This window comes from Thermotoga sp. 38H-to (assembly GCF_011057665.1).
GTDB lineage: Bacteria > Thermotogota > Thermotogae > Thermotogales > Thermotogaceae > Thermotoga.
On sequence record NZ_LNFZ01000003.1, the window covers coordinates 150,882 to 162,660 of the forward strand.

Genomic DNA, 11,779 nt, shown 5'->3' on the forward strand with positions numbered 1-11,779 from the left:
CTTTCACCCCCATATGAGGTCTTTGAAAGAGGTGCCGTTTTCAAGGGAAGGAACTCCGAAGATATCGGCGATGGTTTGGCCAAGGTCGGCGAAGGTTTCTCTGATGCCAACGTCCACATCTTTTTTCAGTCTACTGCCGTACCCAAGGAGAGGGACCATTTCCCGAGAGTGATCCGTTGAGGGCGTTGTGGGATCACATCCGTGATCTGCCGTGATGAAAAGAACGTCATCCTCTTTCAGATTCTGAATGATCTCAGGCAATCTTGCATCGAACTCCTCGAGGGCTCTGGCATAAGAAATGGGGTCGTTTCTATGACCATACTTGGTGTCAAAATCCACAAGATTTGTGAAGATCAGACAATCATGATTTTTCTCCTTCATGAGAGAGATCGTTTTGTCTATTCCATCGTTGTTGTCCTTCGTTTTGTAATTTTCCGTCACACCTCTTCCGGCGAATATATCTGCGATCTTGCCAACACCGTAAACGGGTATTCCGTTCTCTGTGAGAGCATCAAGGAGTGTTTTACCTTCCGGTTCAAGCGAGAAGTCTTTTCTTTCGGGTGTCCGAACGTAGTTGGGCCACTCCCCCGTGAAGGGTCTTGCGATGACCCTGGCAACTTTGTATCCCATCTCGTCCAAAAGTTCTCTGGCGATCTTGCAGTACCTGTAGAGTTCCTCTACGGGAACGATCTCTTTCTTTGCCGCTATCTGAAACACACTGTCCGCTGATGTGTACACGATCAGAGTACCGGTCTTTTCGTGGATAGGACCGAGTTCTTTTATGATTTCCGTACCAGATGCTGGTTTGTTACCTATGACTTTTCTCCCCGTTCTTCTCTCAAATTCTTCTATCAGTTCCTTAGGAAAACCATTTGGAAACAGGTCGAACGGCTTCTTGAGAACGACACCCGCTATTTCCCAGTGTCCGGTCGTCGTGTCTTTGCCGGGGCTTTTTTCCATCATTTTTCCGTAGATACCTTCTGCGGGTTTCACAGGTTCAACTCCTGGTATGTTGTCGAGGTTGCCGAGCCCCAGCTTTGCCATGTTTGGAAGATGCAAACTGCCCACCGCTTTCGCGGTGTTCACAATGGTGTTGCTCCCTTCATCACCGTACAGATGAGCGTCGGGCATCTCACCAATTCCCACGCTGTCCAAAACTATCAGTACCACCCTCATCCTTCCAGCCCCTTTCCGAAGAATTCTATCACAAATGGCTGAAAAATCTGATATTATTAACTTTGAGAAGGAAATATCAGGAGGTGTAGACATGAAGGAATACAGACCACAGGAAATAGAGAAAAAATGGCAGAAAGTATGGGAAGAAAAGAAGGTTTTCTATACACCTCAGAGGTCTGAGAAACCCAAGTATTATGCCCTCGTGATGTTTCCGTATCCCTCTGGAACTCTCCATGTGGGGCATGTGAAAAACTACGTCATAGGTGACATAGTCGCAAGATACAAGAGGATGAGAGGATACAACGTCCTTCATCCGTTCGGATACGATGCATTCGGACTTCCCGCCGAGAACGCTGCGATCGAAAAGGGAATCCATCCTGAAGAGTGGACGCGGAAGAACATCAACACTATTCGAGGACAGGTGAAAAAACTCGGTATAAGCTACGACTGGAGCAGAGAAATAGCGACCTGCGACGAAGAGTACTACAAGTGGACCCAGTGGATATTCCTCCAGCTCTACAAGAACGGGCTGGCTTACAAGAAGAAGGCAGCTGTCAACTGGTGTCCCAAGTGTAAAACAGTTCTTGCGAACGAGCAGGTGAAAGACGGAAAGTGCGAAAGGTGTGGAACGAGCGTCACCATAAGGCACCTCGAGCAGTGGTTTTTCAAAATCACGGATTACGCGGAGAGACTGCTGAACGACCTAGACAAGCTCACAGGATGGCCAGAACATGTCAAAACCATGCAGAGAAACTGGATAGGAAAGAGTACCGGTGCGGAAATAGACTTTCCTGTCGAAGGATCGGATACAAAGATCAAGGTCTTCACAACCAGACCTGACACACTCTGGGGAGTCACTTTCATGGCCCTTGCACCGGAATCCCCCCTCGTCGAAGAGCTCGTTCTTGAGGAGAAAAAAGAAGATCTTCAAGAGTTTCTTGAACGTGTAAAGCAACAGGACAGATTCAGAAGGACCTCTGTCGAGGCCGAGAAAGAAGGGTTCTTCCTGGGAAGGTACGCCATAAACCCAGTGACCGGTGAGAGGATACCAATCTACGTGGCAAATTACATCCTCATGGAGTACGGAACAGGTGCCATCATGGGAGTTCCCGCGCACGATCAGAGGGACTTCTCCTTTGCCAGAAAGTACGGGATACCGATAAGGGTTGTGATCAAACCGGCAGACAGAGATCTCGATCCGGAGAAGATGGAAGAAGCCTACGAAGACGAGGGTATTATGGTGAACTCCGGACCGTTCGATGGAACACCGAGCAACGAAGGAATAGAAAAAGTCATAAACTGGCTCGAGGAAAAAGGCATTGGAAAGAGGTCGGTCCAGTACAAGTTGAGAGACTGGCTCATATCGAGACAGAGGTATTGGGGTGCTCCAATCCCCATCATCTACTGTGAGAAGTGCGGCGTTGTACCCGTTCCAGAGGAGGACCTTCCTGTGAGGCTTCCAAAAGACGTGGAATTCCTTCCGACGGGTCAATCTCCTCTCTCTTTCCACGAAGGTTTCAAGAAGACAAAGTGTCCCGTCTGTGGTGGAGAAGCCCAGAGAGAAACGGACACCATGGACACTTTCGTTGATTCTTCCTGGTACTTCCTCAGATACGTGAATCCTCACTTGGAAGACAAGCCTTTCGAGCCCGATGACGTGAACTATTGGTTACCGGTAGATCAGTACATCGGAGGGGTGGAACACGCCGTACTGCATCTGCTGTACTCCAGATTCGTAACCAAGGTATTGCACGATCTTGGTTATCTCAATTTCGACGAACCTTTTACAAACCTCTTCACGCAAGGAATGATTTACAAAGACGGTGCCAAGATGTCCAAGTCGAAAGGAAATGTGGTGTCTCCAGATGAAATGATAGAGAAATACGGAGCGGATACCCTGAGAATGTACATACTCTTCATGGCACCTCCAGAGAAAGACGCCGAATGGAGCGACGCCGGTATCGAGGGTGTTCACAGGTTCATCAAAAGGCTCTGGAACACCTTCTACACGGTTCTTCCGTTTGTGAAAGAAGAAAACACGGAGAATCTTGTCTTGAAAAACTCCACAGAAAAGGAACTCAGAAGAAAGCTCCACAGTATCATCAAGAAGATAACGGAGGATATAGAGGGTGGATTCAAGTTCAACACCGCTATAAGCGGTTTGATGGAACTCGTGAACCACCTGAGTCAGTACTTGAACAGTGTACCGCAGGAAGAATGGAACAGGAAACTCCTGCGAGAGATAGTAGAAAAACTCACGCTCGCTCTTTCTCCTTTCGCACCGCACCTTGCAGAAGAGTTCTGGCACGATCTTGGAAACGATAGTCTTGTTGTCCAGCAGTCCTGGCCTTCTTACGATCCGAAAGCGCTCGAAGTAGAGGAAGTCGAAATCGCCATCCAGATAAATGGAAAGGTGAGAGACAAAGTGGTTGTGCCCGTGGATATCTCTGAAGAGGATCTGAAAAAGATCGTCCTCGAAAGAGAAAGAGTCAAGGAACACGTCGATGGCAAACCGATAAAGAAGTTCTTCTATGTAAAGGGAAGAATCGTAAATATCGTGGTATGAGGTGATAGAATGGCGGAAAAGATACCGAAGCCCGTTTCAAAAAGGTTGGTAAGTTATTACATGTGCCTTGAAAGGCTCCTCGATGAAGGTGTAGAGGTGGTATCCTCGGAAGAGCTCGCAAGGAGGCTCGATCTCAAAGCGAGTCAGATAAGGAAGGATCTGTCCTACTTTGGGGAGTTTGGAAAGCGCGGGGTTGGCTACAACGTGGAACACCTTTACGATGCGATTGGTGAGATTCTCGGTGTCAAGAAAGAGTGGAAGCTGGTCATTGTGGGAGCCGGAAACATAGGAAGAGCCGTCTCGAACTATGCTGTAATGAGAGAGAAAGGTTTCAAAATAGTGGGTATTTTCGATAGTGATCCGTCGAAGATAGGAAAGGAGGCGGCACCTGGGCTCGTTGTGAGTGATGTGAGTGAACTCGAAAAATTTGTTGAAGAACACGGCGTCGAAATAGGAGTGATCGCTGTTCCCGCTGAACACGCTCAAGAAATAGCTGAAAGACTGGAAAAAGCAGGCATCATGGGTATTTTGAATTTCGCCCCCGTGAAGATAAAGGTGTCCGTCCCGGTGGAGAACATAGACATAACCGCTTCTCTGAGAGTTCTCACCTTCGAGATCGTGAGGAGGAACAACTGACATGGAATACGACGTTTACGTGAGGGTTTCAAAGGAGGATGTTCACCTTCTGAACTATCTTCTCGAAGTGGAAGAGCATATGTTCAACATCAGAAAATATGAAGATGGAGTTTTAAAGATAATCACTCCTTTTCCCGAGGAGGCCATAAAGCTCCTTGAAGGATGTAAGGAGATGGTGGATCTTGAGATCCTCGAGATAAAGGAGAATCCCGGCGAGGCATGAAAGTCGAAAGAGTTGAAAAGGTCGAAGATATAGACTTCGAAAGTCTTTTGAAAGAAGGCTACACCTGTTTCTTTTTCGATTTCGATAACACCATTGTTCCGTGGAAAGAGAGCAAACTCGAAGAGAGTAAGAGAAGGTTGTTGATCGAACTGGCAAAAAGAGCTCGTGTGGTTGTCGTTTCTAATGGAAAACCAAGGAAGGTCGATCTTCCAGTTACGTTCGTCTGGAGAGCGGGGAAGCCTTTCAGTCTGAAGCTCTGGAGATTCCTGAAAAAGGAAAAAATCGATCCAGAGCGATGCATGATGATAGGAGATCAGATTTTTACAGATGTGCTCACTGGTAAGATTTTCGGATTTCGTGTGATAAAAGTAAAACCGATCAGTGAAAGAGAGTTCTTTGGAACAAAGATTCTGAGATTTTTTGAGAAAATACTGGAGGGAAAAGAGCGATGAAAACTGGCGAAATGAAGATAAACTGGGTTTCAAGATACATGCCTCTTTTGAACAAAATCGCTGAGGAGTATTCAAGTGAAAAACCGCTGTCTGGTTTCACCGTTGGAATGAGCATACACCTTGAAGCAAAAACGGCTTATCTTGCGATTACTCTGTCGAAGCTTGGAGCGAAAGTGGTGGTTACAGGAAGCAACCCACTTTCAACACAGGATGATGTAGCGGAAGCGCTCAGATCGAAAGGAATAACCGTTTATGCGAGAAGAACACACGACGAGAACGTCTACCGTGAAAATCTCATGAGGGTTCTGGATGAAAGACCGGATTTCATAATAGACGATGGAGGGGATCTCACGGTTATTTCTCACACCGAAAGAGAGGACGTTCTCGAAAATCTCAAAGGAGTTTCTGAAGAAACCACGACAGGCGTGAGACGTTTAAAGGCATTGGAAGAAACAGGAAAACTGAAAGTGCCTGTTATCGCTGTGAATGATTCCAAGATGAAGTACCTTTTCGACAACAGATACGGAACGGGTCAGTCCACATGGGATGCCATCATGAGAAATACGAACCTTCTCGTTGCTGGAAAGAACGTTGTGGTGGCGGGATACGGATGGTGCGGAAGGGGGATCGCTCTCCGTGCGGCAGGACTTGGGGCCAAGGTGATCGTGACAGAGGTCGATCCTGTAAAGGCTGTCGAAGCAATCATGGATGGATTCACAGTTATGCCTATGAGGGAAGCCGTTAAGATTGCTGATTTCGTGGTGACAGCCACAGGAAACACCGACGTCCTCTCAAAGGAAGATATTCTTTCACTCAAAGACGGGGCAGTTCTGGCAAACGCGGGGCATTTCAATGTGGAGATCCCGGTGAGAGTGCTGGAGGAAATTGCGATTGAGAAGTTCGAAGCGCGACCGAACGTAACAGGGTACACTCTGGAGAACGGTAAAACGGTCTTTCTGCTCGCGGAGGGAAGGCTGGTCAACCTGGCAGCGGGGGATGGCCACCCAGTAGAAATAATGGATCTGTCCTTTGCGCTTCAGATCCTCGCCGTGCTTTATCTTCTCGAAAATCATGGAAAAATGTCACCGAAGGTGTACACGCTTCCAGATGAAATAGACGAAAGAGTGGCCAGGATGAAGCTGGATTCTCTGGGAATAAAGATAGACGAACTAACAGAGAAACAAAGGAGGTATCTGAGAAGTTGGCAGTGAATTCCAAATACCATCATTCTTGCATCAACTGTGGGGGATTGAACACCGATGAAAGAAACGAAAGGGGACTTCCTTGTGAGGTTTGCCTTCCCGAGGAGTCCCCTTCTGACATTTATGGGGCCCTTCTTGAAAGAAAGACTCTGAAGGAGTATCGTTTCTACCACGAATTCTGGAACGAGTATGAAGATTTCAGGAGTTTCTTCAAGAAAAAATTCGGGAAGGATTTGACGGGTTATCAGAGGTTGTGGGCAAAGAGGATCATTCAGGGAAAGAGTTTCACAATGGTCGCACCAACCGGTGTAGGAAAGACGACTTTTGGGATGATGACAGCCCTGTGGTTGGCAGAGAAAGGAAGAAAATCTGCCCTCATTTTCCCAACCGTTGCCTTGGTGAAACAAACTCTCGAAAGACTTCAAAAGTTTTCCGATGGAAAAGTGAAAATCCTCGGTTTTTATTCCTCGATGAAAAAAGAAGAAAAGGAAAAGTTCGAGAAAAGCTTTGAGGAAGACGATTACCACATTCTGGTTTTCTCCACTCAGTTCGTTTCGAAAAACAGAGAAAAACTCTCCCAAAAAAGATTTGATTTTGTTTTCGTGGACGATGTGGATGCTGTTCTCAAGGCCTCCCGGAACATAGACACGTTGCTCATGATGGTTGGAATACCGGAAGAGATCATAAAAAAGGCTTTCTCGGCTATAAAGCAGGGAAGGATTTACGAAAGGCCAAAAAACCTGAAGCCAGGTATTCTTGTGGTTTCTTCTGCCACCGCCAAACCGCGTGGGATAAGGCCCCTTCTCTTCAGAGATCTCCTCAATTTCACCGTCGGAAGGCTGGTTTCAGTGGCGAGAAACATCACCCATGTCAGGATTTCCTCCAGATCGAAAGAAAAACTGGTAGAGCTGCTGGAGGTTTTCAGAGATGGGATACTGATCTTCGCACAAACTGAAGAAGAGGGTAAAGAGCTTTATGAATACCTGAGAAGATTCAAATTCAATGTGGGAGAGACCTGGTCTGAATTTGAGAAGAATTTCGAGGATTTCAAATCGGGAAAACTCAACGTTCTGATAGGTGTTCAGGCGTACTACGGAAAATTGACGAGAGGTGTCGATCTTCCCGAAAGAATAAAATATGCGATCTTTTGGGGGACACCTTCCATGAGATTTTCCCTTGAGCTCGACAGAGTACCGAGGTTTGTTCTTGCCAGGGTTTTAAAGGAAATGGGATTGATAAAAGTCCAAGAGAACCCGGATGTTGAGGGACTCAGGAAGATGGCAAAAGAACGTTTATCTCAAGAGGAATTCGTTGAGAAGGTGAAAGAGATATTCAGAGGAGCGGTTGTTAAAGATGAAGACTTGGAGTTGATTATTCCAGATGTTTACACTTACATACAGGCGTCCGGTAGATCCTCCAGAATACTGAACGGCGTTTTGGTCAAGGGTGTTTCTGTGATCTTCGAAGAAGACGAAGAAATTTTCGAATCACTGAAAACAAGACTCCTTCTCATAGCAGAGGAAGAAATAATAGAGGAGTCCGAAGCGAACTGGAAAGAACTGGTTCACGAGGTAGAGGAAAGCAGAAAAAGAATTGAAGGGGAACTGACCGACACATCAAAATCTCTCCTGATCATTGTGGAGTCTCCGACCAAAGCCGAGACGCTCTCCAGGTTCCTTGGAAGAGCTTCTTCTCGGAAAGAGAGAAACATAATTGTCCATGAAGCGGTGACAGGCGAGGGAGTGGTACTCTTCACCGCGACGAGGGGACACGTCTACGATCTTGTTACAAGGGGAGGAATCCACGGAGTAGAAGAAGAAGATGGAAAATTCGTTCCCGTGTACAACTCTCTGAAAAGATGCAGGGATTGTGGATATCAGTTCACGGAGGATAGGGATGAGTGTCCTGTATGTTCTTCGAAAAACATAGATGATAAGACAGAAACGCTCAGAGCCCTAAGAGAGATTTCTCTGGAGGCAGACGAAATCCTTGTGGCAACAGACCCGGATGTTGAAGGAGAGAAGATATCCTGGGATGTGACTCAGTATCTTCTTCCGGCCACCAGATCTTTGAGGAGAATAGAAATGCACGAAATCACAAGATACGGTTTCAAAAAAGCGAGGGAAAACGTCCGGTTCGTTGATTTCAATCTGGTGAAGGCACAGATCGTGAGGAGAGTGCAGGACAGGTGGATAGGGTTTGAACTCAGTGGAAAACTGCAGAAAAGATTTGGAAGATCGAATCTCTCGGCAGGCCGGGTGCAATCCACCGTTCTGGGATGGATAGTAGAGAGAGAAGAAGAATACAAAAAGAGCGAAAAGGATTTCACTCTCCTTGTTCTGGAAAACGGTGTGAATCTGGAAGTCGAAGGGAAAATCGCAGATGACGTGGTAACCGTTGTAGAACTACAGGAAGTCGAAGAAGAAAGAAATCCGCTACCACCCTACACAACGTCTTCGGCACTATCAGAGATTTCACAAAAATTGCGGCTCGGTGTTCAAGAAGTGATGGACATCCTTCAAGATCTTTTTGAAAAAGGTTTCATCACCTATCACAGAACGGATTCAACAAGGATTTCTCTTGAAGGTCAGAACGTCGCGCGAACCTACCTCAAGAAGATAGGAAAAGAGGATATATTCATGGGAAGAAGCTGGTCAACAGAAGGTGCTCACGAGGCGATAAGGCCCGTGAAGCCTATAGATGCCAGGGAACTCGAGGAGATGGTCGAGGAAGGTTTGATAGCCGATCTCACCAAGAAACATTTGAGAGTTTATGAACTCATCTTCAACCGCTTTCTTGCCAGTCAATCCGCGGCTGTGAAGGTGAAGAAACAGATCGCAACGGTCGAATTGAATGGCAAACGGTTAGGAATAGAACAGATAATCGAGGTTTTGAAAAACGGCTGGAATCTCTTCGTGCCGTTAACAGTTTCTCCAAGATTTGAACACAGAAACTACAAGATAAAAGAAAAAAAGTTTTACAAAAAACACACCGTTCCTCTCTTTACTCAGGCTTCTATTGTGGAAGAAATGAAGAAAAGAGGTATTGGAAGACCTTCTACTTATGCAAAAATAGTAGAGGTGCTTTTCAGAAGAGGCTATGTGTACGAAGACAAATACAAAAGAGTTCGACCAACCAGACTTGGTGTAAAGGTTTATTCCTATCTGAAAGAGCGTTATGAGAAATACGTCACAGAAGAGACCACACGAAGATTAGAGGAGATCATGGATAAGGTGGAAAGGGGAGAGGAAGATTATCAAGCAACTCTGAGGCTTTTATATGAAGAAATAAAATCTCTCATGGAGGAGGGGTAATGTATGTGGCTGCTCTTTTTAATTCCGCTTGTTGCACTCGGTTTTGCTGCCGCAAACTTCGCAGCCGTCGTCAGAAAACCAGAGGGGACCGAGCGGATGAAAGAGATTTCCTCTTACATCAGAAGTGGAGCAGATTCCTTCCTTGCACACGAAACAAAAGCCATTTTTAAAGTTGCCATCGTCATAGCGATACTCCTCATGATCTTCACAACCTGGCAGACGGGTGTGGCGTTTCTCCTGGGAGCCGTTATGAGTGCATCTGCTGGTATTGTGGGAATGAAGATGGCCACCAGGGCAAACGTCAGGGTGGCGGAGGCTGCCAGAACCATAAAGAAGATAGGCCCCGCTCTGAAAGTGGCGTATCAAGGTGGAAGCGTTATGGGTCTTTCCGTTGGTGGATTCGCTCTGCTTGGACTCGTTCTGGTGTATCTGATCTTTGGGAAGTGGATGGGACAACTGGACAATCTTAATATATACACGAACTGGCTTGGAATAAACTTCGTTCCTTTCGCGATGACCGTTTCTGGATACGCCCTTGGATGTTCAATCATTGCCATGTTCGATAGGGTCGGTGGAGGAGTTTACACGAAGGCCGCTGATATGGCAGCCGACCTCGTTGGAAAAACCGAATTGAACCTCCCGGAAGACGATCCCAGGAATCCGGCAACGATCGCAGACAATGTGGGAGACAACGTGGGAGACGTTGCGGGGCTCGGAGCGGACCTTTTGGAGAGCTTTGTTGGAGCGATAGTTTCTTCCATAATCCTCGCTTCTTACATGTTCCCGATCTACGTTCAGAAGATAGGTGAGAATCTGGTACATCAGGTACCAAAGGAGACGATACAGGCGCTCATAAGCTATCCTATCTTCTTTGCTCTTGCCGGTCTCGGCTGTTCGATGCTTGGAATACTGTACGTGATCGTAAAGAAGCCATCTGATAATCCTCAAAGAGAACTCAACATCAGCCTCTGGACATCTGCGCTGCTCACAGTTGTCCTCACAGCCTTTCTGACGTATTTCTATCTGAAAGATCTTCAGGGACTCGATGTAGTTGGATTCCGATTTGGAGCCATCTCACCTTGGTTCTCAGCGATCATAGGTATCTTCTCGGGAATCATCATAGGATTCTGGGCCGAGTATTACACGAGTTACCACTACAAACCGACCCAGTTTCTGAGCAAATCTTCTATCGAAGGGACCGGAATGGTCATTTCGAACGGACTTTCACTTGGTATGAAGAGCGTGTTTCTCCCCACTCTAACACTTGTTCTTGGTATCCTCTTTGCTGATTATTTTGCGGGTCTCTACGGTGTGGCGATTGCCGCGCTTGGAATGCTTTCGTTTGTTGCAACATCCGTCTCTGTTGACAGCTACGGTCCCATTGCGGACAACGCGGGTGGAATAAGCGAAATGTGTGAACTGGATCCCGAGGTCAGAAAGATCACGGATCACCTCGACGCGGTCGGTAACACCACCGCAGCCATAGGAAAGGGATTCGCTATAGGATCCGCTATATTTGCAGCGCTTTCACTCTTTGCGTCTTACATGTTCTCCCAGATCAGTCCTTCTGATATTGGGAAGCCTCCTTCACTCGTGCTTCTTCTGAACATGCTCGATGCGAGGGTCATAGCAGGCGCCCTCCTTGGTGCAGCCATCACATATTACTTCAGTGGATATCTTATTTCGGCAGTTACCAAGGCAGCTATGAAGATGGTGGATGAGATCAGAAGACAGGCTCGAGAAATCCCAGGACTGCTGGAAGGTAAGGCCAAGCCTGACTACAACAGGTGTATTGAGATCACCAGCGACAACGCTCTGAAGCAGATGGGTTATCCTGCGTTCATAGCGATTCTCACACCGCTTGTGACTGGTTTTCTCCTCGGAGCGGAGTTCGTTGGAGGAGTGTTGATAGGAACGGTCCTCAGTGGTGCGATGCTCGCAATTCTGACGGCCAATTCTGGAGGAGCCTGGGACAACGCGAAGAAGTACCTGGAAGCGGGTAATCTGGAAGGGTATGGAAAAGGTTCCGAGCCGCACAAAGCTCTGGTTATAGGAGACACGGTTGGAGATCCTCTCAAGGACACCGTTGGACCTTCTCTTGACATTCTCATAAAGATCATGTCGGTGGTCTCGGTGATAGCGGTCTCCATATTCAAACACGTTCACCTGTTCTGATAAACGGGGGCTTCGGCCCCCTTTAAAATTGTGGT

The 11,779-nt window shown here is 47.0% G+C and carries 8 protein-coding genes; 7 read left to right on the forward strand and 1 reads right to left on the reverse strand.

Annotated features, from left to right (window positions below; translation table 11 throughout):
• Positions 1-3: 3 nt before the first annotated feature.
• On the reverse strand, positions 4-1,176 hold the full coding sequence (locus AS158_RS07165; protein WP_038051882.1) for a phosphopentomutase: 1,173 nt from the start codon (positions 1,174-1,176) through the stop codon (positions 4-6).
• 91 nt (positions 1,177-1,267) lie between these two features.
• Here AS158_RS07165 and leuS point away from each other — a divergent pair, with 91 nt between their 5' ends.
• The 7 genes from leuS to AS158_RS07200 are packed head-to-tail and all read left to right on the forward strand — an operon-like array spanning position 1,268 to position 11,744.
• Positions 1,268-3,742, forward strand: coding sequence for a leucine--tRNA ligase (leuS, locus tag AS158_RS07170; RefSeq protein ID WP_038051880.1), 2,475 nt, complete (start codon positions 1,268-1,270; stop codon positions 3,740-3,742).
• A 9-nt stretch (positions 3,743-3,751) separates the two neighbouring features.
• A complete protein-coding gene (locus AS158_RS07175; protein WP_038051877.1) occupies positions 3,752-4,378 on the forward strand; it encodes a redox-sensing transcriptional repressor Rex in 627 nt (208 codons plus the stop codon).
• 1 nt (position 4,379) lies between these two features.
• Positions 4,380-4,601: a DUF4911 domain-containing protein gene (locus tag AS158_RS07180; protein WP_038051874.1), complete on the forward strand. Its 222-nt coding sequence runs from the start codon at positions 4,380-4,382 to the stop codon at positions 4,599-4,601.
• A complete protein-coding gene (locus AS158_RS07185; protein ID WP_038051871.1) occupies positions 4,598-5,053 on the forward strand; it encodes an HAD-IIIA family hydrolase in 456 nt (151 codons plus the stop codon). Before AS158_RS07180 ends, AS158_RS07185 begins: the two co-directional genes overlap by 4 nt.
• A complete protein-coding gene (locus AS158_RS07190) occupies positions 5,050-6,264 on the forward strand; it encodes an adenosylhomocysteinase (RefSeq protein ID WP_011943349.1) in 1,215 nt (404 codons plus the stop codon). The genes AS158_RS07185 and AS158_RS07190 overlap by 4 nt, the downstream gene beginning before the upstream one ends.
• A complete protein-coding gene (gene rgy, locus AS158_RS07195) occupies positions 6,255-9,569 on the forward strand; it encodes a reverse gyrase (RefSeq protein WP_165304798.1) in 3,315 nt (1,104 codons plus the stop codon). Before AS158_RS07190 ends, rgy begins: the two co-directional genes overlap by 10 nt.
• A 3-nt stretch (positions 9,570-9,572) precedes the next feature.
• Positions 9,573-11,744, forward strand: a complete 2,172-nt coding sequence (locus AS158_RS07200) for a sodium-translocating pyrophosphatase (RefSeq protein ID WP_038051861.1) — start codon at positions 9,573-9,575, stop codon at positions 11,742-11,744.
• Positions 11,745-11,779 lie beyond the last annotated feature (35 nt).

Coding starts and splice junctions, on each gene's coding strand:
- AS158_RS07165 (WP_038051882.1), bottom strand. CDS start 1,176: ATGAGGGTGGTACTGATAGTTTTGGACAGCGTGGGAATTGGTGAGATG.
- leuS (WP_038051880.1), top strand. CDS start 1,268: ATGAAGGAATACAGACCACAGGAAATAGAGAAAAAATGGCAGAAAGTA.
- AS158_RS07175 (WP_038051877.1), top strand. CDS start 3,752: ATGGCGGAAAAGATACCGAAGCCCGTTTCAAAAAGGTTGGTAAGTTAT.
- AS158_RS07180 (WP_038051874.1), top strand. CDS start 4,380: ATGGAATACGACGTTTACGTGAGGGTTTCAAAGGAGGATGTTCACCTT.
- AS158_RS07185 (WP_038051871.1), top strand. CDS start 4,598: ATGAAAGTCGAAAGAGTTGAAAAGGTCGAAGATATAGACTTCGAAAGT.
- AS158_RS07190 (WP_011943349.1), top strand. CDS start 5,050: ATGAAAACTGGCGAAATGAAGATAAACTGGGTTTCAAGATACATGCCT.
- AS158_RS07200 (WP_038051861.1), top strand. CDS start 9,573: ATGTGGCTGCTCTTTTTAATTCCGCTTGTTGCACTCGGTTTTGCTGCC.